29 protein-coding genes are annotated in these 26,957 nt (G+C 40.2%); 16 read left to right on the top strand and 13 right to left on the bottom strand.

Annotated features, from left to right (window positions below):
- Positions 1–29: 29 nt before the first annotated feature.
- Genes tssH through F986_RS05940 form a run of 6 tightly spaced genes read left to right on the top strand, consistent with a single transcriptional unit; the run spans position 30 to position 7,609 of the window.
- The gene (tssH, locus tag F986_RS05965) at positions 30–2,702 is read left to right on the top strand and encodes a type VI secretion system ATPase TssH (RefSeq protein WP_004693073.1); all 2,673 of its coding nucleotides are present in this window, start codon (positions 30–32) and stop codon (positions 2,700–2,702) included.
- A gap of 21 nt (positions 2,703–2,723) precedes the next feature.
- Complete coding sequence (gene tssA / locus F986_RS05960; RefSeq protein WP_004693071.1) at positions 2,724–3,854, top strand: type VI secretion system protein TssA; 1,131 nt, start codon at positions 2,724–2,726, stop codon at positions 3,852–3,854.
- A 5-nt stretch (positions 3,855–3,859) separates the two neighbouring features.
- The gene (tssK, locus tag F986_RS05955; RefSeq protein WP_004693069.1) at positions 3,860–5,224 is read left to right on the top strand and encodes a type VI secretion system baseplate subunit TssK; all 1,365 of its coding nucleotides are present in this window, start codon (positions 3,860–3,862) and stop codon (positions 5,222–5,224) included.
- Between the two features lie 11 nt (positions 5,225–5,235).
- The gene (gene icmH / locus F986_RS05950; protein WP_004693066.1) at positions 5,236–6,033 is read left to right on the top strand and encodes a type IVB secretion system protein IcmH/DotU; all 798 of its coding nucleotides are present in this window, start codon (positions 5,236–5,238) and stop codon (positions 6,031–6,033) included.
- Between the two features lie 11 nt (positions 6,034–6,044).
- Positions 6,045–6,644 (top strand): hypothetical protein, encoded by a 600-nt coding sequence (locus F986_RS05945; protein ID WP_004693064.1) that lies wholly within the window; start codon positions 6,045–6,047, stop codon positions 6,642–6,644.
- Positions 6,641–7,609 carry a M15 family metallopeptidase gene (locus tag F986_RS05940; RefSeq protein ID WP_004693062.1) on the top strand — a complete coding sequence of 323 codons (969 nt, stop codon included), beginning with the start codon at positions 6,641–6,643 and terminating at the stop codon, positions 7,607–7,609. Before F986_RS05945 ends, F986_RS05940 begins: the two co-directional genes overlap by 4 nt.
- Here the strand turns inward: F986_RS05940 and F986_RS05935 are convergent, their stop codons facing one another.
- From F986_RS05935 to F986_RS05900, 8 genes are all read right to left on the bottom strand, one after another.
- Positions 7,610–8,383, bottom strand: coding sequence for an alpha/beta fold hydrolase (locus F986_RS05935; protein ID WP_004693060.1), 774 nt, complete (start codon positions 8,381–8,383; stop codon positions 7,610–7,612).
- A gap of 232 nt (positions 8,384–8,615) precedes the next feature.
- Positions 8,616–9,485, bottom strand: coding sequence for an MBL fold metallo-hydrolase (locus tag F986_RS05930; RefSeq protein ID WP_004693057.1), 870 nt, complete (start codon positions 9,483–9,485; stop codon positions 8,616–8,618).
- A complete protein-coding gene (locus F986_RS05925) occupies positions 9,482–9,904 on the bottom strand; it encodes a YeeE/YedE family protein (RefSeq protein ID WP_004693055.1) in 423 nt (140 codons plus the stop codon). Before F986_RS05925 ends, F986_RS05930 begins: the two co-directional genes overlap by 4 nt.
- 2 nt (positions 9,905–9,906) lie before the next feature.
- The gene (locus F986_RS05920; RefSeq protein WP_004693052.1) at positions 9,907–10,323 is read right to left on the bottom strand and encodes a YeeE/YedE family protein; all 417 of its coding nucleotides are present in this window, start codon (positions 10,321–10,323) and stop codon (positions 9,907–9,909) included.
- Between the two features lie 476 nt (positions 10,324–10,799).
- Positions 10,800–11,525 carry an ATPase gene (locus F986_RS05915; RefSeq protein WP_017397020.1) on the bottom strand — a complete coding sequence of 242 codons (726 nt, stop codon included), beginning with the start codon at positions 11,523–11,525 and terminating at the stop codon, positions 10,800–10,802.
- A 36-nt stretch (positions 11,526–11,561) separates the two neighbouring features.
- Positions 11,562–11,813: a hypothetical protein gene (locus tag F986_RS05910; RefSeq protein WP_004693049.1), complete on the bottom strand. Its 252-nt coding sequence runs from the start codon at positions 11,811–11,813 to the stop codon at positions 11,562–11,564.
- Between the two features lie 127 nt (positions 11,814–11,940).
- Complete coding sequence (locus tag F986_RS05905) at positions 11,941–12,366, bottom strand: hypothetical protein (protein WP_004693047.1); 426 nt, start codon at positions 12,364–12,366, stop codon at positions 11,941–11,943.
- A gap of 3 nt (positions 12,367–12,369) precedes the next feature.
- Positions 12,370–12,738 (bottom strand): immunity protein Imm33 domain-containing protein, encoded by a 369-nt coding sequence (locus tag F986_RS05900; RefSeq protein WP_004693046.1) that lies wholly within the window; start codon positions 12,736–12,738, stop codon positions 12,370–12,372.
- A gap of 185 nt (positions 12,739–12,923) precedes the next feature.
- Here F986_RS05900 and F986_RS05895 point away from each other — a divergent pair, with 185 nt between their 5' ends.
- The 5 genes from F986_RS05895 to F986_RS05875 all read left to right on the top strand — a co-directional run bounded on the left by F986_RS05895 (position 12,924) and on the right by F986_RS05875 (position 17,075).
- Complete coding sequence (locus tag F986_RS05895) at positions 12,924–13,868, top strand: ABC transporter permease (protein ID WP_004693045.1); 945 nt, start codon at positions 12,924–12,926, stop codon at positions 13,866–13,868.
- The gene (locus tag F986_RS05890; protein WP_004693044.1) at positions 13,868–14,764 is read left to right on the top strand and encodes an ABC transporter ATP-binding protein; all 897 of its coding nucleotides are present in this window, start codon (positions 13,868–13,870) and stop codon (positions 14,762–14,764) included. The genes F986_RS05895 and F986_RS05890 overlap by 1 nt, the downstream gene beginning before the upstream one ends.
- A 72-nt stretch (positions 14,765–14,836) precedes the next feature.
- Entirely contained in the window at positions 14,837–15,847 is a 1,011-nt protein-coding gene (locus F986_RS05885) for an isopenicillin N synthase family dioxygenase (RefSeq protein ID WP_004693043.1), read from the top strand.
- Positions 15,844–16,728 (top strand): hypothetical protein, encoded by an 885-nt coding sequence (locus F986_RS05880; protein WP_004693042.1) that lies wholly within the window; start codon positions 15,844–15,846, stop codon positions 16,726–16,728. The genes F986_RS05885 and F986_RS05880 overlap by 4 nt, the downstream gene beginning before the upstream one ends.
- A 17-nt stretch (positions 16,729–16,745) precedes the next feature.
- The gene (locus F986_RS05875) at positions 16,746–17,075 is read left to right on the top strand and encodes a DMT family transporter (protein WP_004693041.1); all 330 of its coding nucleotides are present in this window, start codon (positions 16,746–16,748) and stop codon (positions 17,073–17,075) included.
- Between the two features lie 111 nt (positions 17,076–17,186).
- On the opposite strand, the gene F986_RS05870 is transcribed toward F986_RS05875, so the two are convergent.
- From F986_RS05870 to F986_RS05860, 4 genes are all read right to left on the bottom strand, one after another.
- On the bottom strand, positions 17,187–18,209 hold the full coding sequence (locus F986_RS05870; protein WP_004693039.1) for an ABC transporter substrate-binding protein: 1,023 nt from the start codon (positions 18,207–18,209) through the stop codon (positions 17,187–17,189).
- Between the two features lie 75 nt (positions 18,210–18,284).
- Positions 18,285–18,740 carry a CopG family ribbon-helix-helix protein gene (locus F986_RS05865; protein ID WP_004693038.1) on the bottom strand — a complete coding sequence of 152 codons (456 nt, stop codon included), beginning with the start codon at positions 18,738–18,740 and terminating at the stop codon, positions 18,285–18,287.
- A gap of 4 nt (positions 18,741–18,744) precedes the next feature.
- Positions 18,745–18,867 (bottom strand): hypothetical protein, encoded by a 123-nt coding sequence (locus tag F986_RS18680; protein WP_004693037.1) that lies wholly within the window; start codon positions 18,865–18,867, stop codon positions 18,745–18,747.
- Positions 18,868–19,186: 319 nt separating this feature from the next.
- Positions 19,187–19,678 (bottom strand): hypothetical protein, encoded by a 492-nt coding sequence (locus F986_RS05860; RefSeq protein ID WP_004693036.1) that lies wholly within the window; start codon positions 19,676–19,678, stop codon positions 19,187–19,189.
- Between the two features lie 329 nt (positions 19,679–20,007).
- Between F986_RS05860 and F986_RS05855 the strand changes: the two genes are divergently transcribed.
- The 5 genes from F986_RS05855 to F986_RS05840 all read left to right on the top strand — a co-directional run bounded on the left by F986_RS05855 (position 20,008) and on the right by F986_RS05840 (position 25,381).
- A complete protein-coding gene (locus F986_RS05855; protein WP_004693035.1) occupies positions 20,008–21,087 on the top strand; it encodes a zinc-binding metallopeptidase family protein in 1,080 nt (359 codons plus the stop codon).
- Positions 21,088–21,220: 133 nt separating this feature from the next.
- Positions 21,221–22,054 (top strand): hypothetical protein, encoded by an 834-nt coding sequence (locus F986_RS18545; protein ID WP_004693033.1) that lies wholly within the window; start codon positions 21,221–21,223, stop codon positions 22,052–22,054.
- On the top strand, positions 22,045–23,160 hold the full coding sequence (locus F986_RS18540; protein WP_004693032.1) for an esterase/lipase family protein: 1,116 nt from the start codon (positions 22,045–22,047) through the stop codon (positions 23,158–23,160). Before F986_RS18545 ends, F986_RS18540 begins: the two co-directional genes overlap by 10 nt.
- 173 nt (positions 23,161–23,333) lie before the next feature.
- Positions 23,334–24,095: a 3-oxoacyl-ACP reductase gene (locus F986_RS05845; protein WP_004693030.1), complete on the top strand. Its 762-nt coding sequence runs from the start codon at positions 23,334–23,336 to the stop codon at positions 24,093–24,095.
- Positions 24,096–24,226: 131 nt separating this feature from the next.
- Complete coding sequence (locus F986_RS05840) at positions 24,227–25,381, top strand: MFS transporter (RefSeq protein WP_004693029.1); 1,155 nt, start codon at positions 24,227–24,229, stop codon at positions 25,379–25,381.
- A gap of 55 nt (positions 25,382–25,436) precedes the next feature.
- On the opposite strand, the gene F986_RS05835 is transcribed toward F986_RS05840, so the two are convergent.
- The gene (locus F986_RS05835) at positions 25,437–26,927 is read right to left on the bottom strand and encodes an amidase (RefSeq protein ID WP_004693028.1); all 1,491 of its coding nucleotides are present in this window, start codon (positions 26,925–26,927) and stop codon (positions 25,437–25,439) included.
- Between the last annotated feature and the right edge of the window lie 30 nt (positions 26,928–26,957).

Genomic DNA, 26,957 nt, shown 5'->3' with positions numbered 1-26,957 from the left:
CTTTGCTATAAAGCATGACTGAGTTACATATGAATAACCTTAAAATATTAATTAAGAAGCTATCTAATCATGCACGTGTTGCTCTAGAGAAGTCTGCAAATAGTTGTATTAATCAACAAAATTATGAAATTGAAATAGAGCATTTTTTTCTTGAATTATTAGAACAACCAGAACCAAATGATCTCCACTTATTAGTTGAAAAATATAAAATTTCCCATGATTTTTTAGTTAAGGATTTACAACTCAGTCTTTCCCAGTTACCTAAAGGAAATACCCGTACCCCTATCTTTGCTCAATCCACTATTCGTTTATTGGAGCAAGCGTGGTTACTTGCTTCAGCCGAACAAAATCCTGTCATTCGAACGGGTCATATCTTAGTAGCACTTTTAACAGCACCAGATTTGCATCAAATGGCATTACGTGCTTCAAGCCAATTTGAACTGTTCCCGATCGATACAATGAAGCATAAATTTTTAGACCTTTGCTCAAACAGTATCGAACAAGACATTTTACAGGAACCAGCGCCAATCGAAAGCACTGAACCTGCACAACATCTGCTTAAAAACAAAACGCCAGCACTTGATCAATATACGATTAACCTGACCCAAAAGGCACAAAATGGCCTTATCGACCCTGTTATCGGTCGTGAGTTTGAAATACGTTTAATGCTCGATATCCTGATGCGTCGACGTCAAAACAACCCCATCTTAACTGGTGAGCCTGGTGTAGGAAAAACGGCTGTCGTTGAAGGTTTGGCGTTAAAAATCGTGAACAACCAAGTGCCTGATGCTTTAAAAAATGTTCAGCTGCATACGCTTGATATGGGGCTATTACAAGCAGGTGCCAGTGTAAAAGGTGAATTTGAAAATCGCTTGAAACAAGTAATTCAAGAAGTTCAGTCTGCCACTCATCCTATAATTTTATTTATTGATGAAGCCCACACTTTGATTGGTGCAGGAGGTCAAGCAGGCCAAAATGATGCTGCCAATCTATTAAAACCAGCACTGGCTCGTGGTGAGTTACGTACCATTGCAGCAACCACATGGGCTGAATATAAACAATATTTTGAGAAAGATGCGGCACTCAGTCGACGCTTTCAAGTCGTTAAAGTTGAAGAACCAACCGAAGATGTCGCCATCGATATGTTACGTGCCATGCTACCAATCATGGCCAATCATTTTAATTTAAATATTGATGATGAAGCCATCGTCACAGCCGTACACTCTTCACATCGTTATATTAGTGGTCGTCAACTCCCAGACAAAGCAATTAGTGTACTGGATACAGCCGCAGCGCGTGTAGCACTCACTCAGAATGCACAACCTGTAAAGTTAGATCAGATACTTGCTCAACAACATAATCTCAAACTTGAATATGAGATTTTAGAAAATGAACATAAAAATTTACCGATTCATCATGAGCGCTTGCACGATTTGAAGCAAAAACTAGCGCAGCTTGATTGCGAAATTGAACACACTCAAACGCAATGGCAAAAAGAAAGAGCGCTTGTTGAACAGATAAAACGACTCCAACAAGATACAACGGCTAATAACGATCAAAAAGAGATTGCTGCGCTTTGTGAAGAATTAAGCAATGTACAAGGCCAGAATCCCTTAGTGTTTGAGCGTGTTAATACACAAATCATTAATGAAATTATTTCAGACTGGACCGGTATTCCTGTGGGCAATATGGTGAACGATGAAATAAAACAAATTCTCAGCCTAGAAAGTAAACTGGCTGAGCGTGTTATGGGACAAGACTCTGCCCTACATCAACTGGTTCAGGGAATTAAAACATCTAAAGCAAAATTGGATGATCCTAATAAACCGCAAGGTGTGTTCATGTTGGTGGGGCCTAGTGGCGTCGGTAAAACCGAAACCGCACTTGCGCTGGCGAGTGAGCTTTATGGTGGAGAATCCCACCTAATCACTATTAATATGTCTGAATATCAAGAAGCACATACCGTTTCTTCTTTAAAAGGTGCTCCACCAGGATATGTGGGATATGGTCAAGGTGGTGTGCTGACTGAAGCAGTTCGCCGCAATCCTTATAGTGTGGTTTTATTGGATGAAATTGAAAAAGCACACAACGATGTTCAAGAACTCTTTTATCAAGTTTTCGACAAAGGTACGCTTGAAGATGGTGAAGGCCGAATCATCGACTTTAAGAATACCACCATTATTTTGACCTCAAATGTAGGTTCGAATGCCATTATGCAGGCCTGTTTGAATCAACCGATTGAGACATGGCCAACTGCAGAAAGCTTAGCTGAGCAGTTAAAACCAAGTTTATATAAACAATTTAAACCTGCTTTTTTAGGGCGCATGCGTATCGTTCCCTATTTCCCACTGCATGATGATTTACTGGTTCAAATTATCCATCATAAAATCAAGAAAATAACCTCTCGCCTTGAGAAGCAGTACCAAACCAAAGTTCAATATTCAGAGGAACTGGTAGAACTGTTATTAAGTCGCTGTACGGAAGTCGATAGCGGCGCACGAAATGTTGATCACATTTTAAATGCCAGTATATTGCCTGCTTTAGCCACAGAAATATTGATGGCTTTGGCAGCAGATCATTTGCCTAAAGTCATTCAGATCGATGTCAAAGATGATGAAATTACTTATGTTTTAGACCCTGTCGAAAAGACCACGGCTAAAAAGAAACGACATCCTGCTAAAAATAAAGCGAATCAAGTTTAATAGAATATAGAGTGTAAAATTATGAGCTTAGAAATCGAGCCTTTATTGTCTCCTATCTCAAGCGATCAACCATGTGGACAAGACTTGTCTTTTTCCAATGAATTCCACGCTATCAAAATTGCAAAAACTCAGGATGATCCACTACTCGATCAAGGCGACTGGGTCGCTGAACCCAAGCAAGCAGACTGGCATTTCGTTGAACAAAAATCTATCGAACTTCTCACGGAAAAATCGAAGGATTTACGCTTATTGGGCTGGGTACTTGAAGCGTGGTCAAATTTATACGGATTCGAAGGCACCGCAAAAGCCCTAGAGCTTATGCACCGGACGCTAAATGAGTATTGGACACAACTTCATCCTGAAATTGAAGAAGAAGATTTAGATCAACGTCTAGGTTTATTACAAGGTTCAATTAATCATTTGATTCCACTGATTAAACAAGTCGCTATCGTGAATGTTCCTTCATTTTCACTCAGTGATTATGAAGCCTTATTGAGACAAAAAAACCATTTGTTGAAACAAGTCGAAAGTTATACGGATGATGCCAATAGCTCTCAGATTTTGGAACAATTTGAGCAGAGCTTGTTCAATACATCAAAATCATTTCAATATCAGAACTATCAACATTTTTCGGCGATTCTGGCTGAATGGTCAATTTTGAAAAGTGTATTAGATACCTTAATGGGCTTAGATGCACCAAGCTTTGCTGCGATTGATACTCAGCTTGAAAACATCCACACCAGTTTAAAAAAGCTCTACAAAACCGATGTTTTTACTCAGCCTGTAATGGCGACACAAACGTCTGAGTCTTCTGCTGCCGCAACGATAACAACACAGGCACTTTCATTTACTCAGCACAAAGAACAAGAGATTGACATGAACACCGTCCATCCATCCAAAGGCTTTCAGGTTCAACCGCAAAATCACTTAGCAAACCGTGAACAAGCCATGCGGGTATTACAAGAAATTTCTGACTATTTCCAAGCCAATGAACCGCATAGTCCCGTAAGCTATATGTTACAGAAAACCATCAAGTGGAGTCAGATGCCACTACATGAGTGGTTAAATCAAGTCATTAAAAACGAAAATCCACTGCATAACGTCCAAGAACTACTGGGCGTGCAACAAGCAAATGAATCAAACGATTGGTAATCTAAATGTTTAAAGCAGAAAAAATACTTTGGGGTGAAGGTCTATTTTTACGTCCTCAACATTTTCAATTACAAGATGCGTATCATGAACAACGTCTGAATCATACCATTCGTTCCACAATTCCATTTGCCTATGGCATTCAAAATATTCAATTTGATGAAGCCCAGTTACACACACATATCTTGGCACTCGAAAGTATTAGTATGATTTGGCAAGATGGCGAAATCTATCAGGCGCCGGCACGTGATTTATTGCCAGAGCCAGTGTTATTAGATGAACTGAATTTACGTGGCGAAATCTTGGTTTATTTGGCTTTGCCGATTGTACAAGCCAATAAGAAAAATGTGACCGCTGAAAATAGTGCACAGTTCGGTCGCTATCATTCTTATCTAACCTCAACTCATGATTTATTTACAGATGCAACTGCAGCAGATATCACCTTATTGCGCCGCCGTGCAGAGTTTCGCTTGTTAGAGGTCAACGCAGAACCGAATCAAGAGCTTGATGGCTTTTTGTATTTAGCTTTAGCAAAAATTAAACGTCAAAGCTCAGGTCAATTTGAATTTGATCGTCATTTTATTCCGCCTATCTTGCATATTGAATCTTCTGAAAATCTTATCTCGAGTTTGAAACGCAGTTTAAATGTTATCAAAGCGAAAATTAAAACCATTCAAAGTAATAATCGAGAAAACGAGCAAAAACTGATTGAATTTCGCTCTGGCGACATTGTGTCATTTTGGCTGGTTAATGCACTCAACACAGCACACGCGACGTTGAATCATTTATTGCAATACCCGCATATCCATCCAGAGCGGCTATTCTTTGAATTATTACGTTTGACTGGCTCATTGCTGACTTTTTCAACGGCTCATGAGGTTGATCATTTACCTCGCTACCAACATCATAATTTACAAGAAAGTTTTAGTCAGCTCGATGTCATTCTACGTGAGTTATTAGATACGATTATTTCAAACCGCTATATCAGCATTCAATTGAAAGAAACGCGACCATCTTATTGGTTAGGCAGTTTAGAGTCAGACAAAATTACTCGAGATTCAAGACTTTACTTGGCTGTTTCTAGCAGCATGATGCAAAGCCACGAACTGATTCAATTGGTTCCGTTGCGCTTTAAAGTGGGCAATACCGTAGATGTTGAACAGCGCGTCATCGCCGCACTCCCTGCAGTTCCTTTGCATCATTTAATGCAGGTTCCAACCGCTATTCCAGTGCGATCTGGTGTGAGTTACTTTGAAATTGAACCAAATAATGACTTATACCAACGCATGTTGGATGCCGAGTCGATTTGTATTTATATTCCGGCAGGTTTCCAAGATATTGCTGTTGAATTGATTGCTGTGATGAATGGCTAAGGAAATGAATCATGAATAATGCCCCTTCACTTTTTGATGATGGACAAATTGGAACTGGTTCAATTACTCAGCCCATGACCGCCAAAGTCACCAGTACAACCAACTTGGTCGACTTACTCCATGACGGGTTTTATATTGTATTTTTATTAAAAAACAAATATATACCGAGCAGTTCGACTGAATTTCGCGAAAAAATCATTGCCCTACTCAACCGTTTTGAAAACCAAGCCCGAAAATTACAATTTTCATCAGATGACATTCAAGATGCTAAATATGCTTACTGTGCATTATTAGATGAAACCATTGTGACTCAGCAAGATGCACAATTTTTCGAGCTCCAAAATAGTTGGTTAATCAGTCCCTTACAGCTTAGTTTATTTGGCTCGCAACTTGCGGGTTATCGTTTTTTCGAAATTTTAGAAGAGTTACGCCGTAAAGGAAATAGTCGATTAGCCGCACTTGAAGTTTATCATTACTGCATGCTTCTAGGTTTTCATGGTAGATATCGCATTGAATCTATAGAAAATTTAAACCATTTGGTGGCACGTGTGGGCGATGAAATTGACTATTTGAAAGGAAAAAAGGCTGCCTTTTCTCCTTTTGCATCGCTCCCCGATCAAATTAAACACATGATTCACCGTGAGCTTCCTTTTTACTGGATTTTACTTTTTCTAATCCTATTCGCGCTCTTATCCTTTGCAGGCTTGCGCTATATGTTATCAAAGCAAAGTACGAATTCTTTGGCCACATATGAAAATGTCATTTCTACGCCAACAGAACAGGCACATATTACTATTCATTTACCCTAAGAACTAACTCCATGGCTCATGAAAAACGGACTTCAGTCAAAATTTTGACGTCTACAAAAAAGAAAAATATTTCACCTATGCTCTATGCATTTGGTGGTTTTTTGGGTGGTGTCTTATTGATGGCCACTCTTGGTTTTACTTACTTTTTTACACAACAAAAAAATGATTCAATACAGGTTAGCCAAAATTCTAGCGTCGATGTCACTGAACCCTCAGTCGATAATGAAGCCCCGACGCGGGAACCCGAAGCTATTTTTGAAGCGACTAAAGTCATCCCTTCTAAAAGTGTTCAACCTTCAAATGTAACTGAGCCGCCTGCTGATTTTCCTCAACCCAAAGAAGATGAATTAAGCAGAGCTTTTCTTCGTCCAGCTGAAACAGTTACTGCACCATCGATGAAGAGTGCTAGTCCGCCGCCCTTACCAAAAGAAAATAAGAAACAAAACTCGTCAACGCAAAGTTCGGCTACACCGAAAGATAAAAATCACAACAAAGTAGCCAAAGCAGAACAGGCAGTGGAAAAATCCGAAGAATCTCCCACAGGCAGTGTACAAACCAAGATTACAACTCGTGTCGTCGAAGCCCCAATGCCAGCTACTATCAGACTATGATTTATGCTATTTTTTCGATTTTTCTAATCCTGGCACTAGGACTAGGTTTGGCACTGTCCTACGAACTCAGAGCAAAATTTGCTGGCTTTTTTGTCGGGTTAATTCCTCAAGGAAAAAAAAGATTTCAATCCGCTCGTCATTTTGCACAGCATATAAATCATGCTGCTGCGCCCGAGCAATTGCAATCGCATTGGCATATTCAACAGTGGTGGATATTGGTTGCGGGTCTATTCTTATTTGCTAGCATCTTAATGTTTGCTTTTACCAGTCCAGTCACACCCACTAAAATCGAAGCGGATTATTTAAGACAATCGGATCCACAAATTTATGCCCTACTTGATGGACAAATTTTGTCTCCACCACCAGAGGTCGAAGAATCCTTAGTTGCTGCGGCCATAGTTGAAGCAAGTATGCTTGAGCAAGCGGATCTTAATAATAATTCTATTCAAGCCAGTGCTTTGAATTACGACCCAAGTATTCAGGATGTACATTCAACTCATTCACATGACAATTTAGCAACGGCTGATCGTAAGTGGCACAAAATGAACCCACGCTATAAACAACGTTTACTGATGGTATTTAAAATAATGCGTGAGCAGCATGGATATGAACTGGTTTTACTGGAAGGCTATCGTAGCCCGCAGCGTCAAAATTCTTTAGCCAGCAATAAAAATACGACTTTGGCGCGTGGTTACCAAAGTTACCACCAATTTGGATTGGCGGCGGATGTCGCATTTAAGCGGGATGGAAAAGTCGTTATTTCTGAACGAGATCCATGGGCGATGCGTGGCTATCAGCTCTATGGTGAAGTTGCAGAATCTGTAGGTTTAACTTGGGGCGGGCGTTGGAAGTCGATCCAAGACTATGGCCATACCGAATTTCGAATGCCTAATTTAAAGAAAACTGCGGAAATGGCTGAAAAGCTGACCTCTGAAGGACAACTTTCAGCTGCGAATTTGAGTTAATCAGGTTGAAGGCTGACTCAAATATTGAGTGATGATTTGCAAAACTTGCGCAGTTTTCTCTGCATGTAACCAGTGTCCAGCATCTGCCACCGTCTGAATCTGGGCTTGAGAAAACTGCGATTGGATAGCTTCTATATATTCTGGCTTTGCTACATAAGGTGAGTTTCCACCACGTATAAACAATGCAGACTTATGCCATGTTTCTATATTTTCCCATGACAGAATTTGGGCATAGTTCTGATACAGTGCATCTACATTAAACAACCACTTCCCTTTGCTAAAAGATTTCAAGAGAAACTGAATCACCATTTCCTCTTTGAGATATTCACGCATGATTTCTATGGCTTGTTGACGTGTTTCAATATCTGCTTTTTGTACTGCAATGAGCGCTTTAAAAATTTGCTCATGATGATTTTCTTTATAAGCAATAGGCGTAATATCCAACACCACCAGTTGATCTAGTCGATCTCCTGCGAGTTCGGTCACTTTCATCACCAGCTTCCCCCCCATCGAATGCCCGATCAAAGAAAAGTATTCGATGTTGAGTTCATCTAAAGTTTCAATTAGATCAGCTGCCATAACCTCATAATACATCACATTTGAATGTGACGATAACCCATGATTACGTACATCTACCTGTAATACATGGTGGCTTGAATAAAACTCCCGTGCCAACATCCCTAAATTGCTTAAACTGCCAAATAAACCATGGACAAAGACCAATGTTTTTGTAGGCGGCTGCTCATTTTGATGAAATTGATGATTTAGGATCATATGAAACTTACTTTATTTGATTGCTATAGATATTGAATTTTTAATGGAAATAAATCAAATGACTTTTTATATTGAGCTCAATTTTGCTTAGGCTATTTTGAGTAAAATATTTGCTTAGGCTAAATTTAAAGGCATGATGTACATATCTGTTTAATATCAGATTAGATTTTTGAATCAGATTTTATGCAAGTGAAAAGATGCCGAATGCCTTAAGTCTTGCTACTTTTCTATTTTAAAAATAATTCAGCGGAATTTTTAAGTAAGAAATACCATTGTCTTCTGGTTGAGGGAACTTGCCTGCAAACATATTGATTTGAATCGCTGGCAATATCAGTTTTGGCATGCTTAACGTTGCATCACGGCGATTTCGCATCTCGACAAAATCGCCCCTTTGCGTTGTAGTATTGATATGAATGTTTTCATGCTTTTGCGAATAAACCGATGTCTCATATTTGTATTGATCACGACTTTCGGGTAAGTAATCATGGCATAAGAACATCCGCGTTTGATCTGGCAATGTGTACAAAGTCTTCACTGAATCAAATAAAGCCGCCGCACTCCCCTTTGGAAAATCACAACGTGCCGTCCCATAGTCAGGCATAAACAACGTGTCCCCGACAAAAACAGCATCACCAATGACATAACTGAGACACGCAGGTGTATGCCCTGGTGTCGGAATATTATATGCTTTTATGTTACCTATCAAAAATGTCTCATGATCTGCAAAAAGATAATCAAATGACTGCGTAGCGTTTAAACTTTTAATATCTAAGTGATAAATTTCACCAAAAGTTTGTTGTACGATCTCGATCTTATGACTAATTGCAATTTTTCCACCTAGTTTTTGCTTTAAATACTGTGCAGCACTTAAATGATCTGCATGCACATGTGTTTCTAAAATCCAGTCTACGCTTAGGCTATTTTCCTGAATATAAGCAATGATTAAATCGGCCTGCTCTGTTTTGGTCGTTGCCGATGCTGCATCATAGTCCAATACACTATCAATCACGGCGCAGCGCTGAGTGTCGGGATCACTCACCACATAACTAAACGTGTTGCTCGCTGTATCAAAAAATGCTTTTACTTGCGCGGTTTGCTTCATGGCATTTTCTCCATCACTTTACGATGTAACAGCGCACCGACGAACATCGCAATTATAAAATAGATCGCTTGATAATAACCCAACCCAATCAAAGTAAAACTCGGCGCAGGACAAATTCCCGCAATTCCCCAGCCTATACCAAATAGCAAACTTCCCAAGATCAGTTTTCTGTCGATTTTAGTATTTTTAGGAAGTTGCATGGCTTCACCATAAAAGGTTTGTGGATGTGGCTGACGTACAGCTTTTTGAAAAGGAATAAATGCAACTGCAATCGCACCCATCATCACAAAAGCCAAACTGGCATCCCACTGCCCAAAAATATCTAAAAAGCCAATCACCTTCGCAGGATTCGACATTCCTGAAAGCATGAGACCGATTGAAAATAATCCACCCCAAATGAATGCCCAAACATTTTTCATTTTTAGATTGCTCCAAGCATATGACGGACAACATACACAGCAATAAAACCTGCGAACATAAAACTCATCGTAGCGATGATTGAACGTTTGGATAAGCGACTGATACCACAAATACCATGCCCACTGGTACAACCTGAGCCTAGGCGAGTTCCAAAACCTACCAATACGCCTGCAATGATTAACATGAAAGGGGTAGCTTTAATATAGATCTGTGGCTGAACAAAAGCGGCATATATAAACGGAACAATGAACAAACCCAATAAAAACCACAGTGCAGACGTATTTATGATCCCTTTTAAATTTAAAACTTGAGAGACCAGACCACTGATTCCCGCAATCCGTCCATTGGTATATAAATATCCAACGGCAGAGATGCCGAGTAATATTCCACCTATAAAAGACCACACAAAATCATGCATTGGCAATCACCATTAAAACAATATATGTTTTTATAATATATTTAATTAAAAAATAATCAAGCATACTTTGTGCCTAAAAGTGCTTGCTATGTCTATGACCACTGTTTATGGGTCCCTTTCATTTGGCTTTAGATATTTGAATGGGCACTACCTGTTCGTTCTCGAAGCTTTTAGTCTTTTATATAACACCTTAAAGTATTTCTTTTACATAGTTATTCTTCACAATAACGTAAAAAGCTTGAATATATCCCCGAGGGATTTTGTATTCAGCTCTTTTTTAGATTAGAAATACTTAACTTATCTCGTTTTATTTCAGTATAGTTTTCATTTAAAGAAACTGAATAGCATTATTGGTACATCTCTACATCATGATCATTATTCTAGGTTTATGAAACACATTTACGACTTTTGAATATATTTTTATGTAGGTAGACACATGAAAAAGGATAAAATAATCTGCTCTTTTTCTGAGCAGATTATTGAAATTCTGATAATACCCGTTCTGCAAACCATATTGGGAGCTTAGACACGGCGGCATTCATTTTTAAGGTTTCAGCTGCTTCTATTTCTGCAAGAAAAGACGCTTGTATACCGTCAGAAGAGTTATCAAACAAGTAGGCTCGATCACAGCACTCTATGGCTTGCATGAGCAGATCCATACTACGGTAGTAACGCTCGATAATTTTCTGCTCTGGAACAGGATGGCCGCCCACACTGACGCGATACTTGACCCGAGCAATATTGATTTGTGGGTCTACTGTTGAGACATAATATAGATAGGTTTTATAACCCTGACGTTTCGCTTCTCGGAGAAACTCAACTTTAGAGATATGTGACATGACCGTCTCAAAAGTAAAACTGACTTTTACGCGCAGAAACTCAAGCCGGATATAGTCAATAATGCGTGCACAGAGATAAGAATCAATTTCTTCGGTTTTAAACTCGATCTTCCATTCATCTAGCACAATTGGTTCATGCGCAAGTAAGGCCACGAACTGTCCCCCTTGAGGACGCTTCTTACTTTTTAGAAAAGTGACCAACTCTGAAGCTTTTAAGGAAGGATGATAATGCAATAAATCAATGTGTTGACTCTGTCTTAAGTTTTGTTCCAGTTCATCTGCATTTAAATATGCCCCAATATGTTGGGGCAAGAGGTAATCTTTAACAGTGCTTTTACCAGAACCATTCGGCCCTGCAAACATTCTTATTCTAGGTTGTCGAGGTGGCGGCATATCAATCTATACGGTTGCGTGTTTCTTTTTACGTGTCAGTGTCGGTAAAACGCCTACATCGACATAAGCATGACTTAAGTCTTGTAAAACAGTTTCATTGCCATGAATATCGCGTTCAACCAACTGCTCTGCTTTTGCATAAACTACAGACGAACGAGTGGTTGCTTTTTGAAAAGCATCATGAAAAGCATGAATGGCAAGTTTAGGAATCATATCATCCTCATATTTGCCTACTTTAATGTCGGTATAAGCTGCCATACACCAACTCCTACTCAAACGATGGTTGATTTTTATTTATCTTAACACAATCGAGGACATTGTCTATTTATACAGCATCCTGAAACAATAAATTAGATCTTAATATCTACACTAATTTCATGTTGTCTTATTCGGTTACTTTACTTTTTAATCGTTTCGTATGTTCAACTTTTAAAGCTTTAGCCGTTGGGCAGAAGGCACTTTCATTCATCCCTGCATCGGTCAGGCTTTTTTCTTGCTGATCAAGATAACGGTTGGCCACCATCAGCATCACTGAAGCGGTACTTAACTCAATATTGGCTTTAGATAGCGCAGCAATTTGATGATATGCAGCCATACGCTGACAAAATGCGGTTTTCATTTCTGTTGCTGTCGCTGGACTATCTTTTGCATCTAAAACGGTTTTAGTTGAATTCACAGTTGCTGTATATTCAGCCATCTTCTGATCATACTGCGCCTGAGTTAGCTTCGTTGTTTCTGCATAACTCAGGGTTGATAGAAACGATGATAAAAATAATGACAGGCTAAGCAACGTCCATGTTTGTTTTTTCATGTATTAAGACTCATCGCCTTCTTTCCATACGTCTTCATAGTCATCGCCATCAATCATAAAACGATAACCTTCACTTAAAGCCAAGTATGGAAGTACGTCAGGCAAGATATCTTGTAACTCACGTACAGTCATGGTTGTAAAAAAATCTTGGCCTTCGCCCAACTCACCACCATAGATAAACCAAGCGACATTCTCTTCAGTTTCTGGCTTTTTACGTAAACCGACAATGGGTTCTTGATTCAAAGTATGCACAGCAACAGCAACGACATCATCACCTTTTACTTCAACATAGGCGGAGTCAAATTCTTCACACAGTAGTTTTTGTTCTGCAATCAATTCATTCAATGCAGATTGTTGTGACTTTTGTGCCATGCGATGCTACCCCTTTTGAACTTCAATCTATCGATAGAGCATTTTAAAACATATTTAGGTCAAAGGCTGTTTTTATTTAAACAATTAGCACACAGGTGAACACTCAATATCACTACAAATTTGGCATTCATTTTGCTTAACAGTATTACGTTTTATAAAAAAAGTAATATCGGGGCTAAGCAACTATGGGTTATGTCGCACGAGAACTCAGTCCTCAAAGCAAAATATTGCTGGGCTTTGGATCATTTCTAATACCAATCCTCATTTGGTGTGCTGTGAGTTATTTGCCCTTTATTTGGCACCCTCAAGTACAAATCACCAACTCTGGCAGTGTCTCTTTTTTACAAGTCGGTAGCCGTGTAGACAAAAGTGTGTTCTATGCCGAAGCGCAAAATGCCGTCAATACAGGCACTAAACCGCCACAAGGTAATTTGGTCAATCCCATTTATTTACCAGCACCTCATCAAGTTGCGACAGCCTTAGTGACGGCATTTACTACACCACCAGCTCAAGCCGATGCACCATGGTTTCATCAAAGTCTTTGGCACAGTATCAAGATTGTATTTAGTGCTTTCTTTATTGCATCACTCGTTGGTATTCCATTGGGGATTTTATGTGGTTTTTCCAACAAAATTTCCCAGCTCACTGAACCTTTTGTTGAATTCTTTCGCTACCTACCTGCGCCTGCCTTTGGTGCACTGGCTGTTGCCATCTTAGGCATTAATGATGCACCAAAAATTGCCATCATCGTGATTGGAACGCTGTTTCAGCAAATTCTGATTATTGCCAATACTACGCGTATGGTGGACCGCGGGCTGATTGAAGCGGGTTATACCCTAGGGACGAATAAAGCAAAAAGTCTGTTTCACGTGGTCATTCCAGCGGCGTTACCCGATATTTACCGTGATTTACGTGTCTTGCTGGGCTGGGCTTGGACCTACTTGATTGTCTCTGAGTTGATTGGCACCACCACAGGGATCACTTGGTTTATTACCCAGCAAGCACGCTACCAGAACTTTGACAATGTCTATGCTGCGATTTTAATTATTGGCGTGATTGGCTTGGTCTGTGATGTGATTTTAATGAAGCTCGGACAACATCTGTTTAAATGGAAAGCGGGAGCAAAATAATGATAACCACAGATATAAGAACGACGGAGTTCAATTCTCGTCAGTATTTTGATCACATTTATCAACGTCCTGTCATTTTAGAAGCCAAACAACTTAGTCAAGTTTTTCAGCATGGTAAAAACTCACGCACGATTTTAAATCAGCTCGATTTGAAAATTCATAAGCGGGAGTTTATTTGTGTGATTGGTCCATCTGGTTGTGGAAAATCAACCTTTAGTCGGGTTGTTGCGGGTCTAGACCCATATAGCAGTGGCGAATTGCTAGTAGATGGACAGCCCATTTCAGGCCCTAGTCCAGAGCGAGGCATGGTGTTTCAAGGCTATACCTTATTTCCTTGGAAATCGGTTAAAGAAAATGTGATGTTTGGTCCACTGATGAAAGGTGCAAGTCATGCCTCAGCTGAAGCGGCTGCACGAGAATGGATCAATATTATTGGCTTAGAGAAGTATGAAAACCAATATCCGCATCAACTGTCTGGCGGGATGAAGCAACGTGTTGCGATTGCTCGTGCTTTAGTCAATGAACCGAAAATTTTACTGATGGATGAACCTTTCGGTGCGCTTGACCCGCATACCCGTCAGAAAATGCAAAAACACCTGATGGACTTATGGCAAAACATTGATATCACCATCATCTTTGTAACCCATGATATGGATGAGGCTATTTTACTGGCTGATCGTATCGTCGCGCTTAAAGCCAATCCAGGTGAAATTAAAGAAATTATTGAAGTGGATTTACCCCGTCCACGAAGCGCTGAACTGATGTCCAGCCCTGCCTTTAAGCAACTTCGAGAGCGAGTCGATTTCTTAGTACATGCACAAGAAGAAGAAATTGACCCAGCACTGGAGGATTTACCCAAAATCCCACGTATGACCCAAGTCAGTACACACAAGTAACTCATTGATCTAGCCTTAGGGACGACCCTTAGGCTTTATGCACTGTTGGACGGCCAACGCGAGGATTTTACCATGCAAGATAAATATGTCCTTCCACTGGTGGATATCAGCCTTTTAAATAGCCCAAATCTAGATGCGCGTATGCAAGTTGCTCAAGCGCTTGATCAGGCTTGTAAAGAAGTTGGTTTTCTCTACCTCAAAGGTGATCAATTTCAACCTGCATTATTTGCACAGTTATGTGACATCGCGAAGCACTATTTTGCCCAAGATGACGCACTCAAAATGCAAAACTATATTGGAAAATCGGTGAATCATAGTGGCTATGTGCCTATAGGTGAGGAACAGTTTTCGAGTAACAGCTACGATTTAAAAGAATCTTATGATGTGAATTATGACTATCAAGGGTCTGCATTAAATTATCCCTTACTTGGCCCAACGCAATGGCCAGATGATCCCGCATTTAAACGCCATGTCTCACAGTACTATCAGCACTTAAAAGCGATTGGTCATCAACTATTTCGCTGTTTTGCGCTGGCTTTAGAGCAAAAAGAAGACTTTTTTGATGTGCATATTCAACATGCACCCAGCCAGTTACGCCTCATTCACTATCCATATAACCCTCAAGCGACAGATGCAGAAGGCATCGGGGCACATACCGACTATGAGTGCTTTACTTTATTACTACCCACAGCGCCCGGTTTACAAGTCCTCACTAAACAAGGCGAATGGATTGATATTCCTCTACTTGAAAATACTTTGGTGATGAACATAGGTGACATGATGGAAATATTGTCCAATGGTAAATATTTAGCCACCAAGCATCGGGTTAAAAAAGTCCAACAAGAACGCTATTCCTTCCCTTTATTTTTTTCTTGTGACTATGACTATGTCATCCAACCGATTAATACAAATGAGCCACCTAAATATGCGCCACTGGCAGGTGGAGAACATTTGTTTAATCAAACGGCTCAAACCTTTCATTATTTAAAACAGCGTGTAGCCAGTGGTGAGTTGGCCTTAAAGAATGCCGTTCCACTTTATTCTTTTGGTCTGACTGAGTCAAACATGGAGTACACACCATGAATTTATTTGAAACTTTAAGTCAACTAAAACCCATCACAGCTGCTTCAGGTAGTGTGCCAACCTATTTAATGGGCGCATTTCGACGTAAAAGTATTAGCTTTTACAATGGCCTGACCGATGAAAATACGATTGTGTATTGGTTTCAGTCCAAGAGCTTCACCATTGACCTACGTCTCAAATCAACAACAGATACACCCATCACAGAGCGTCAAGCATGGGTCGGTTATACGCATTGGGATGCGCAAAATGCATCACTGTCATGGGAGCTAAGTAGTAATTATCAGAACCATAGCCAGTGGCCTGAGCCAGCAACTCTACATACTATTGGCAATTGTATTTTGGAGTTCTCACCGAGTAATGCCTATGTTGAAGACTGGCGTCAACAAGCCAGTACGGGTTTATTTTTAGGACTACGCTTAGTCAAAGCTGTACATGTTGCCACGCAACAAGAAATTTCGCTCGATGGCGGTCTCATCATCTGCGGTGAGTATATGGCATATGCACAGTCACGTTTACCCCATATTCAACAGAATATAGACGCGTTAGGGGTTCTTTCTTATGTGGAGCAAAGTCCTTCTGACTTAAATCAAATTGAAAGCTATGAAGTATCAGTTTCAACTCAAGATCAGCTCATTCAATATTCAAGCTGCACCCAAATGACTCAACAGCAACTCATCCTAGATGGTTTTGAAGTCGTTGATGTTGAAACCCTCATACAGCGTAAATTGATCGGTGGCGAAGCATATCAGTTGGTGTTTGTCGTGGATGTGTATGAACCTGAATACACTTTTCAAAATATAACACCTACCACGGCGGACAGTCAGGATTGGCTGAAACAAGAACAACATCACCTCATGCATCATGCAACTGTGGTTGCGTAAGGGAGCTTTAATAAGCTATGACTTTTCTCTATTTATTGATCGCCGTGATTGCAGAAGTCCTCGCGACTTCTGCATTAAAAGCAACCAATGGTTTCACTGCACCTTTACCTGTCGTTTTAACTATTGTTGGTTATGCAATTGCACTCTTTTTCTTAGGTCTAACATTTAAATCCATCCCTATGGGGCTAGCTTACGCACTGTGGTCAGGTGCGGGCATTATTCTTATTTCTACAGTCGGTTGGATTTACTTTAAACAGCAGCTCGACTTTGCGGCGGTTGTTGGTTTAAGTTTTATGATTATCGGCATCGTGATTATTCATGTGTTTTCTAAAAGTACGCATTTATAAATACATGCCTTAAAATCTACTCTTTATTTAACATTAGATCTTTCTTTGCTTTTTAAACACACTCATACAAAAAAGCCCAAGTTAACTTGGGCTTTTAGTTTCTACGGAGTCTTACTTTAACTCTTCAACCAAAGCTGGATAAATTGCACCCTCAACATCCATTTCTTTTTTATAAATGCCATTTTCAACGTTGAATTTGTTTACGTGGTAGCTTGAGCCATAAATCGAGTCAAAACCTGAACCTTTCTTAAAGACGGTTTTATTGGCTGCCAAATCGAGTAAATGCGTCCCGCCAATAAATTGTTCATATTGTTTCGGATCGACGCCAACACGGTTAGACATAATTTTCACGGCGTCTTCATGTGTTGCAGGGTCATTAATATATTTGACCGTTTTATCCCACACTTGGATCATCTTTTTCCAATCTTCTTTATTGGCAGAAAGATGACTCATATTTACAGTCAGCGTGTCATAAATTAAACCAGGCTTATCTTTAGAACTATAAATAATTTTAGACCCTGCAACAGACTTCAACGCTTGATTGGCTACAGGTTGCCAGACCGCAATTGCAGCAATATCTGGACTGGCAAAAACTTGTGGAAGCTCATTGGTCATAGAATTGACCAATTTAATGTCACTGGTCTTAATTTTTGCATCTGTTAGTGCTGTACTTAGCAATAGATGGTCAACCAAGCCTTTTTCAGTAGCAATACTTTTGCCTTTTAAATCGGCAATGCTGTTAATTCCATCTTTTGCGATAATCACGTCATTACCTGCGGAATAGTCTGTCGCCATAATCATAACACCTTGAGTGCCCCCAGAGGCTGTGACTAGATTATCTCCATTGGTCACCAGTACTGCATCTAGCTGATTGGCTGCAAAAGCAGAAAGTGATGATGAATAATCAAACCATTTAAATTCAACATTCAACCCTGCTTCTTTGAGCCAACCTTTTTCAATTGCCACTTGCCATGCAACAAAACCCGGCCAATCACTGTAGCCAATCATGATGGTTTTGGTGGCTGTGCTCTCAGATGCACTGTTTTTTGTTTCAGGAATTTTGGCGGTGTTATCACAACCTGCCAATAAAATAGTCGAAACAATAGAGACTGATAAGAACGCTTTTTTAATCATGATGCAATTTTCCCGATGCTGTAAATGTTTAAACTTGCTATATATGGAGTGAGACATTGAGGGCGGTGAACATGGTCACGATTTCAACGCTCTCTGTTTTTCATTTTGTGGAATCGGCGGCATCACTGCATCCATCAGCTCCAAATGCCCTTTGATCACACCTTTCAAAGCAATGAATTGTTGGCTTAGCGCTTTTAACTCTGTAGTTAAGCCCTGCAAAATCATCACTTCTAGAATTTTTTGCTCATCTAACTGAATATGCAGTGAACTCACCACTTGTTCTAAAAATTGTTGCTGTAAGTCCAGCAATTGGACTCTAAGTGGTGTAACACTGGCGTCATAGAGCAAAGTAAACGTCCCCACCATCACGGCGTTACGTTGCTCCTGATCCGCAATCAGATGTTTATTGATCATGTCGACAATGGCTTGAGAACGACTTTCGTAGTGCTGATCGACAATTTTCTGATCCAATGCATCGACAGTTAGTGCAGGCACAGTAATACTGATCCGTGCCAATTTATGTTTCGGCACATGCTTATCCTTTTTCGGATGAATCTTGCTTGATATAAATGCCCGCTCTAGCGCTTAGGATGGCAACCGCGAACTGTTTAAATACGATGAAGAATGCATTTAAGTCATCTTTGAATTGTTTAGACATTTGCTGCTCCTTTCGGTATTACCAAAAAAGGTTTTTGTAATACCTAGAACTAAGCAGAATACATGCCAATTTTTTTGATTAGACTGACAGCAATAGCACATTAAAAAGTTTATTTTTTGTGCAAAAAATATTTATATTTTTAAAATTGATACATCAAAGTGCATTTAGGGCTATTCAGCTTGACTTTTCATCCGTCAAAGGCCCAATGTTTACGTCCCTATAGGCAAAACACCTTATGGACATGAGATCTTATGTCCTCACAACTTTTAGTTTTCTCTCACTTATAAGCAAAAAAAATCGCCAGATGGCGATTTTTCTTTTATTGATAAACTTTTTGGAACTCACCCAAGATTGGAGCTGAGACGCCATCTTTATACACATATCGAGAGATAATACCTTGATCTGTATAAATATTCATTTTGATCGAATTTGTACCTTTTAAGCTACTCATCAAATTTACAGGCGCTAAAATATAATTGGTCGAACGGTTGGTACCTAAAACATGATCATGCTCGGTTGGCCCAGTGACAGCAAAAGTTTGAAAGTCTTTCTCATTTGTAAACTCAACTTTATGAATCTCATATTTATTGTAAGTACTACTCAAATGCATTTTTAACTTAAGCAGCTCTTTGTTGGATTCATTCCAGCTCACAGTGACCACTGGACAAAGCTCATTCTGCGCACAAATGAGTAAACCTGTGGTCCCCACATTTTGACGACTCGGGTCTGTAGAGGTTGTCGCACAACCTGAAAGCAACATCGCCCCCAAACTCATGAGTAGCCATTTTTTTGGCGATACGTTCGTTATCATTATATTTACTCCCAGAAACTTAAAAGGCTTTGAAATTCTAAAATGAAGCTTTGATTTTTCCCAGTCCCTATTTTTGACGAATCTGCACCTAAATCAAGCTTTTTCGTTCATTCAGGTTATAAATTTTAAAATTTATATCTCTTTATACAAATATGAAAGAAAAGAACCTGCTGAAAAGCTAGCTACTAACCAAGCACATGTATTCTTTCTAATATGCTCTCAATGAATACTCAACTTTGCAAGCCAATCAAAACAGATGACAGAACATGACGAAGGGAATCAACATCCTTTATACTGGTTCTAAAAGCTCACCAAAGACATAGCCGCCGATGAAATTCTTTAGTTGCGCATCCTGTCAAAACCAAATCTTTTTTGCCAACTCACAATGTGTGAGCTGCCAAACTACACTCGGTTATATTGCATCAGAAAAAGATATGGGGAGCTTTGAACAGCATAGCCCTGTTCTTTGGTTAGCGCTAAATGAAAAATACCAGACGAAGCGCTATAAGCCTTGTTATAACTATCAGCATCATCAAGTCTGTAATTGGGTTATTCCCGCAGAGAGCAACGACATCTACTGTGAGTCTTGTGTGCTTACATATACCATTCCAACTCTCGACAACCCAGATCATATCGTCTATTGGTCACGGCTCGAACATGCTAAACGGCGTTTTCTGTATTTAATGCAACGCCTGAATATTATGCCAAGGCCCAAAGATAACGATGATGATCGCTACGGACTCCGTTTTAATTTTCTCATGCCTGAACCAGAGCACCCTGTGTTGACAGGACATGCTAATGGCGTCATTACACTCAATGCCAGTGAAGCAGATGTCATCTATAGGGAAACGACCCGTATTAAAATGGGTGAAAACTACCGTACGCTTTTGGGGCATTTCCGTCATGAAAGTGGTCATTATTATTTTGACCTCATTAAATCGCTACATCCTGAGCTGGTCGACGAGTTCCGTCAGTATTTTGGAGATGAGCGTCAAGATTATAACGAAGCACTACAACGCCACTATGAAGATGGCGCACCGCAAAACTGGGACAAGTTTTATGTCAGCTCTTATGCCAGCACACATCCTTGGGAAGACTGGGCAGAAACCTGGGCACACTATTTACACATGATGGACACATTGGAAACCGCTTACTATGCAGGATTAATTGTGCGCAATAATCGAAAAGATACGCATGATTTAACCTTTTATGAAAATCCAATCGGCGCTCAAAATTTTGATTTACTCCTCAAACAATGGATGACACTGACTTTTAACTTAAATGCGTTAAATCGCAGTATGGGTTTAGAAGATGCTTATCCTTTTACGCTATCAGGGCCAGTTCTCGATAAATTACGATTTATACATAAACATGTTTTGGGCAAAGCCTTTGCTCGCCAAATTGCTTGAGCTGAATATAAGCGTTCTTAAGTTATGTCTAGGGACACAAAAGATCGGACCGAATTTGGATGTAACTCGTTAGAAATTATCTTAAAATGAAAGACATCTTTAGCCTATATAGATAACGTCCGTGCTAAAAACTATGCTTTTAACGAGACATCATACTTTCACGCGACCAATCATTTTAGGGCTAACGATTGTTTTACTGCCGGCCTGCCAGTTGGTCAAAGTTAAAGAAAATAACATCCATCAAGCTATTCGTAGCAAGTCTGAAAATATCTTAACCCACGACCAATTGAGTGCGGAAACCACCAGCTTACTCAAACTACTCAGCCTGACGCCACAGCAATGCACCGCTGAATTTGAAACATGTTTAAAGCGCTTAAACACACAAACGGATATTGCAGCAGATGAGCGTTATGCCGCGTTAAGTGAACTGTATTTAGCCCAAGCTTTAGAGCTCTCAAAACAACGCAACTGTACCCACGCACAGCCACATAGTGAAAATAATCACTGCTTAGAACAAAGCCTTGAGGCCTTCGACCAGAGTTTACGCTATAGCTATGTGTATTTATTTAAAATGCAAGAAAGCCCAAGTACCCGGGTTTTTGATCAAAGACAAATGCATGTCCGCACTTTTTACAATGTCGCTTTGTCACGTTTAATTACCACGGCGTACCGTACGCAGCCTTTTCATCAAATTCCTGCGCAACTCAACGTCCAACAACGTCAATATATTGTAAATTTAGAACACTATCCTGAACTGAAAAGTAAAACCATTGACCGAGTTCAATCCAGTTATAATTTAAACTTCTCGGGTTTTTATCAAGTCAACCGTCAAGATGGTCTGGGCGCAGAGTTTGTGGTTGTGACTGAAGCGGATCCTATTCATAAAATGATTTTATCCTTGACCCGATATCGTTTTATCAAAATCAAACCAATCCCAATATCCATCCTGCACGCTATTTGTCCGTAACCGCAGCGGCACAGCCATTAAACCCTGAAAGCAGCATTGAAGATGTGCTTAATGGCAAAGCCATTTTTGAGATTGAGCTATTTAATCCTTATACGCAAAAGTATGTAGACATACATCAACAAAAATACATTCTCACGGCGAATTATTCTGTGCCTTTTGCTTATTGGCTGGCAGAAAATAAACTGGGCTCTACAGGCTACTTAACCTTGCTCGATAAAACTGAGCGATTGCGTATGCCACATGTCTATATGCTTGAACCCTACCAACCGAATAAAAAAGTGATTGTACTTATTCATGGTCTCGCCAGCAGCCCTGAAACTTGGGTCAATCTGACCAATAACATTTTGGGGGATAAAGTTTTACGAGAAAACTTTCAGGTATGGCAGGTGTTTTATTCAACCAATATGCCGATTGTTGAAAGCCGCTATCAGATTCATGCACTACTTAAACAAACCTTTGCACAATTTCAACCCAACTCTCGCTCGGCCAGTGACGCCGTGCTGATTGGACATAGTATGGGCGGCGTCATTAGTCGCTTACTGATTAGTGAGCACGATATTTCTGAACAAGTGATTCCACTATTAAACTATGAGCAATACACCCGATTACAACAATATCCTGTAATCAAAGAACGTTTTCAATTTCATTCTGATTTACCCATTGGACGTGCAATTTTTATTGCCGCGCCTCACCGTGGCAGTGAACTGTCTGACCGCTGGTACATGGAATTGGTAAAGAAAATGGTGAAGTTGCCGATCACTTTCTTTAACCAAGTGGATATACAGCTCAATGGTAGCTCTAGTACCAAAGGCATGGTGCAATCTGGCCCAGATGACTTAAGTCCAAAGTCACGCTTTATGGCTTTGACCAGTAACATCATGCCTGTATCTAGAGTTCCTTATCATTCTATTATTGGTAATCACCGTCAGACCAATGACATACATGACATGAGCGATGGTATTGTGCCGTATTCAAGTTCACATCTAGAACAGTCAGTCTCTGAAAAAATCATTAAAGGCAATCATTCTGTGCATGAGGAAGCAGAAACATTATTAGAATTGCGCCGTATTTTAAGGCTACACCTTGAGCAAACTCAGGCTCAATGATCAACAGTACTAAAAATGTTCTACTACTTGGCGATTTTTATCCGAATACTCTAACTCAGCTAAATGAGCATCGAAAACTTGAAAAGCAGCTGTCTTAAAACATGACGTACGGAAAGGTTTTGATATACTTGCTTTATCTAAAAAATACATGCATTTATCTGCTCGGAAACATCATGCACATTAAAAATCAAGTTGTACTGGTCACAGGTGGCGCACGCGGTTTAGGTCTTGCAATTACACACGCCTTAATCAATGAGGGTGCTCGTGTAGTCGTGAACTATTTGAACAGCCACGTTGCAGCTCAAGCCTTAGTCCAGCAGTATCCCGAACAGGTTTTTATCTACCAAGCAGATGTTACAGACAGTGCACAAGTCAAAAGTATGTTTGATGCAAGCTTTCAGCATTTTGGACAGCATATCAACGCCGTGATTAATAATGCGCTCATTCAGTTCGAGTTTAATGGCGAGGCCCGCCCAAAAGTTCATGAGCTACGCTGGGAAACCATGCAACAACAATTTGAGGGTGCAGTTAAAGCCGCTTTGAATACTACCCAAGCAGCGCTTGAAGGTATGAAACAAGGTCAGTTTGGGCGCATTGTAAACATCGGAACCAATCTGGTGCAGAACCCTGTGGTGCCTTATCATGACTACACCACAGCGAAGGCTGCACTATTGGCATTTACCCGTACCTCTGCACATGAACTTGGTCAATACGGTATTAATATCAATATGCTCTCTGGCGGTTTACTACAAACCACCGATGCCAGTAAAAGTACGCCCAATGAAGTTTTTGATTACATCGCAAGTGCAACACCACTACGTCGTGTAGTTACGCCTGAGGAATTTGCCTCAGCCATTTTAATGTTCTTATTGCCCTATTCTTGTGCTGTGACAGGTCAAAACTTGATTGTAGATGGTGGTTTAGTCAAAGGCTAATCCCTGAACTCTGAATAAGCATGATTTAAACAATCCATTTTTAAAATTCTCGAAGCTTCATCGACTTGAAGCTTTGTTTTAGGTTCAAGTTTTCTTCAGAATCTGCCCACCCAACCAAGGAACACAGTACGATGCTTTCTTTCCCCATTCGGCACCGACTGGCTGGTTTTTACTTTTTTTATTATTCCATTGTAGGCACCTTCATGCCGTTTTGGAGCCTATATCTCGAAGATCAAGGCTTTAACTACAGTGAAATCGGTATCCTTTCCTCAATTGCGATCATTACCCGTTTTTTTGCTCCTTTTATTTGGGGCTGGATTGCAGATAAATCAGGGAAACGGATGCTCTTGGTCAGAGTCGCAACGTGGATGGAAGCCTGTATTTGGTTCATGATTTTTATCATTCCAAACTCCTTTCAGGCGATCGCCCTGCTCATGCTGATCTTTAGCTTCTTCCAAAACGCCATTCTGGCTCAGTTTGAGGGCGTAACTCTATTTTGGCTCGCGGAACAACGCAGTGCATTATATGGAAAAGTTCGAAAATGGGGCTCGGTCGGTTTTATTGTCGGGGTTTTTGGTATCGGAGCCTTATTAGAAATTTTACCCATCTCTATGCTACCAGTTTTATTGCTGTGTATTTCTTTTTTGGCCTTTATTTGGTCATTTAGCATAAAAGAACCGACCACTGCACCCAATTCACAAGGGCAGCTCGAGCCATTGCTACCTATTTTAAAAAAACCCGTTGTCGCTGCATTTTTCGGTATCGAGTTTATTCTGCTTTTTTCGCATGCACCGTTTTATAGTTTTTATAGTAACTTCTTAAAACAAGCTGGTTACTCAACCACAGAAATTGGTTTTTTGTGGGCTGTCGGTGTCATGGCCGAAATTATTATGTTTGCCATTGCTCACATTTTTTTCAAACGTTTTTCATGGCGACTCATGGTGTCTATTTGTCTAATCCTCACGGCGCTACGCTGGTTTATGGTCGGTTCTTTTCCACAAATTTTTGCTATCCAGTTCTTAGCACAAACTATCCATGCCTTTAGCTTTGGTTTATTTCATCTCATCGCCATGCGTATCATTTTCCAAAACTTTAGTTTAGGACAACAAGGACGTGGTCAAGCCTTATATAGCACTATGTGGGGACTGGGTGTAGCGTCTGGAAGTATTCTTGCAGGACATTATTGGCACAGCCTGTCAGGCGAACATATTTTTATTCTGGCAGGTTGTGCTGTGCTACTGGGCTTAGGTTTTGTTCGGTACTTACCCAAAGAGGTTCAAGCTTAAAAAGCCCTCTTCTGATCTGTACGCATAAACTACAACAATTTAATTAATCAGCTTTCTAAACCTTGATTTCACTATATTTATGAAACCATGGCTGGGCTTGTTCAAGTTGACTAGCCAACTGTAATAACAGATCTTCACGGGCAAAAGGCGCAATGAACTGTGAACCAAGCGGAAGATTATCAGCATTCCAATACAAAGGTACAGACATCGCGGGTAAACCTGTGATGTTGGCTAACTGAGTAAAAGGCACCCAACGTAAATTATCTTTCACAATTTTATCGACCAATTTTCCTTGTGCCAGCAGGTGTGCTTTGCCGACTTTTAGTAAGCTTTTTAAAATTGGTTTTTGCCATGATGGGGTAGAAATTTGCCCATTTTTGGGTGCGACTGAAGCTGTAGCAGGAGTCAGATAAAGATCATGATGATCAAAAAATTGGTTCATTTTGGTGACATATACTCCCCAATTATTCAGATTATGAATATATTCTAAAGCAGTCGTTTTCGCACCAAAGGCAGCCAAAGCTAAAGAATCCAGCTCAAAGTCTCCTGCTGTGGTCGGAACGTGTTGCTTGATCTGCTCTAGCATATAAGAAAACTGACTAAACCACGTCGTGATGAAGTCTCTGGCCAAAGACATACCATCTATCTCAGGTTGTGCTTCGACCACTGTATGCCCTAAAGACTCCAACAAACGTGCAGTATGCTGCACCGCATCAATTGCATCTTTAGACACTGGGGTTCCGATAGGCGATTGAGTACTAAATGCAATTTTAAGTTTTTTTACAGGCTGCTGTAGACAGGCCAAATAGCTTTGGTTGGGCTGTTCAATTTTAAACAATGAGCTATGCTCTACACCCTGCGTTGCATCTAACATGGCTGCACTGTCTCTTACACTTTTACTCAATACATGTTGTATCGCAGCGCCATGCATTGCTTCACTCATATCTGGACCCCACGGCGTACGTCCACGACTTGGTTTTAAACCAAATAAACCGCAATACGATGCAGGAATTCGAATTGATCCACCGCCGTCACCCGCACCTGCAATCGGAACAATCCCTGCGGCCACTGCAGAAGCGGAACCACCCGATGAGCCACCACTGTTATGTTTTAAATTCCAAGGATTATGACAGGCTCCCCAAGCATCTGATTCCGTAATGCCTTTGATTCCAAACTCAGGAGTATTGGTACGGCCAAAGGTTAAAATGCCTGTGTTTTCCCAACGGTTTACAATTTCTGCATTATGTTCTGCAATATGGCCCGTACGTTTAAATGCTTGGCAGCCATAAGATGTTGGATAACCTGCATATTCTTGAAATAAATCTTTTACTAAAAATGGCACCCCTGCAAATGGACCAGACAATGCATTTTGTGCTCTGTTCTTGGCATAATCATGCATAGGAATAATAATCGCATTTAAAGCAGGATTGGTTTGCTGACTACGCTCAATTGCAATTTGTAATAATTCAGCGGGATGGATTTTTTTTTGTGCAACCAACTCAGCCAAACCCAGCCCATCATAACGAAGGTATTCAGAAAAATTCATTTTTATCCAAGTATATAGTTTTTATTGTTT

The organism is Acinetobacter johnsonii CIP 64.6 (genome assembly GCF_000368045.1).
In the GTDB taxonomy this organism is placed as follows: domain Bacteria; phylum Pseudomonadota; class Gammaproteobacteria; order Pseudomonadales; family Moraxellaceae; genus Acinetobacter; species Acinetobacter johnsonii.
The sequence above is the reverse complement of the archived record's forward strand: the minus strand, read 5'-3'. Positions and strand labels throughout refer to the sequence as shown.

Bases quoted from the DNA above. Each gene is read 5' to 3' on its own strand.
- F986_RS05870 (WP_004693039.1), bottom strand. From the start codon at position 18,209: ATGATTAAAAAAGCGTTCTTATCAGTCTCTATTGTTTCGACTATTTTA.
- F986_RS05885 (WP_004693043.1), top strand. From the start codon at position 14,837: ATGCAAGATAAATATGTCCTTCCACTGGTGGATATCAGCCTTTTAAAT.
- F986_RS05880 (WP_004693042.1), top strand. From the start codon at position 15,844: ATGAATTTATTTGAAACTTTAAGTCAACTAAAACCCATCACAGCTGCT.
- F986_RS05855 (WP_004693035.1), top strand. From the start codon at position 20,008: ATGAAATTCTTTAGTTGCGCATCCTGTCAAAACCAAATCTTTTTTGCC.
- F986_RS05840 (WP_004693029.1), top strand. From the start codon at position 24,227: ATGCTTTCTTTCCCCATTCGGCACCGACTGGCTGGTTTTTACTTTTTT.
- F986_RS05920 (WP_004693052.1), bottom strand. From the start codon at position 10,323: ATGCATGATTTTGTGTGGTCTTTTATAGGTGGAATATTACTCGGCATC.
- F986_RS05945 (WP_004693064.1), top strand. From the start codon at position 6,045: ATGGCTCATGAAAAACGGACTTCAGTCAAAATTTTGACGTCTACAAAA.
- F986_RS05925 (WP_004693055.1), bottom strand. From the start codon at position 9,904: ATGAAAAATGTTTGGGCATTCATTTGGGGTGGATTATTTTCAATCGGT.
- F986_RS05915 (WP_017397020.1), bottom strand. From the start codon at position 11,525: ATGTTTGCAGGGCCGAATGGTTCTGGTAAAAGCACTGTTAAAGATTAC.
- F986_RS18545 (WP_004693033.1), top strand. From the start codon at position 21,221: ATGCTTTTAACGAGACATCATACTTTCACGCGACCAATCATTTTAGGG.
- F986_RS05900 (WP_004693046.1), bottom strand. From the start codon at position 12,738: ATGGCACAAAAGTCACAACAATCTGCATTGAATGAATTGATTGCAGAA.
- F986_RS05895 (WP_004693045.1), top strand. From the start codon at position 12,924: ATGGGTTATGTCGCACGAGAACTCAGTCCTCAAAGCAAAATATTGCTG.
- F986_RS05835 (WP_004693028.1), bottom strand. From the start codon at position 26,927: ATGAATTTTTCTGAATACCTTCGTTATGATGGGCTGGGTTTGGCTGAG.
- F986_RS05930 (WP_004693057.1), bottom strand. From the start codon at position 9,485: ATGAAGCAAACCGCGCAAGTAAAAGCATTTTTTGATACAGCGAGCAAC.
- F986_RS05845 (WP_004693030.1), top strand. From the start codon at position 23,334: ATGCACATTAAAAATCAAGTTGTACTGGTCACAGGTGGCGCACGCGGT.
- tssA (WP_004693071.1), top strand. From the start codon at position 2,724: ATGAGCTTAGAAATCGAGCCTTTATTGTCTCCTATCTCAAGCGATCAA.
- tssH (WP_004693073.1), top strand. From the start codon at position 30: ATGAATAACCTTAAAATATTAATTAAGAAGCTATCTAATCATGCACGT.
- F986_RS05875 (WP_004693041.1), top strand. From the start codon at position 16,746: ATGACTTTTCTCTATTTATTGATCGCCGTGATTGCAGAAGTCCTCGCG.
- tssK (WP_004693069.1), top strand. From the start codon at position 3,860: ATGTTTAAAGCAGAAAAAATACTTTGGGGTGAAGGTCTATTTTTACGT.
- F986_RS05910 (WP_004693049.1), bottom strand. From the start codon at position 11,813: ATGGCAGCTTATACCGACATTAAAGTAGGCAAATATGAGGATGATATG.
- F986_RS05890 (WP_004693044.1), top strand. From the start codon at position 13,868: ATGATAACCACAGATATAAGAACGACGGAGTTCAATTCTCGTCAGTAT.
- F986_RS05935 (WP_004693060.1), bottom strand. From the start codon at position 8,383: ATGATCCTAAATCATCAATTTCATCAAAATGAGCAGCCGCCTACAAAA.
- F986_RS05940 (WP_004693062.1), top strand. From the start codon at position 6,641: ATGATTTATGCTATTTTTTCGATTTTTCTAATCCTGGCACTAGGACTA.
- icmH (WP_004693066.1), top strand. From the start codon at position 5,236: ATGAATAATGCCCCTTCACTTTTTGATGATGGACAAATTGGAACTGGT.
- F986_RS05860 (WP_004693036.1), bottom strand. From the start codon at position 19,678: ATGATAACGAACGTATCGCCAAAAAAATGGCTACTCATGAGTTTGGGG.
- F986_RS05905 (WP_004693047.1), bottom strand. From the start codon at position 12,366: ATGAAAAAACAAACATGGACGTTGCTTAGCCTGTCATTATTTTTATCA.
- F986_RS18680 (WP_004693037.1), bottom strand. From the start codon at position 18,867: ATGTCTAAACAATTCAAAGATGACTTAAATGCATTCTTCATCGTATTT.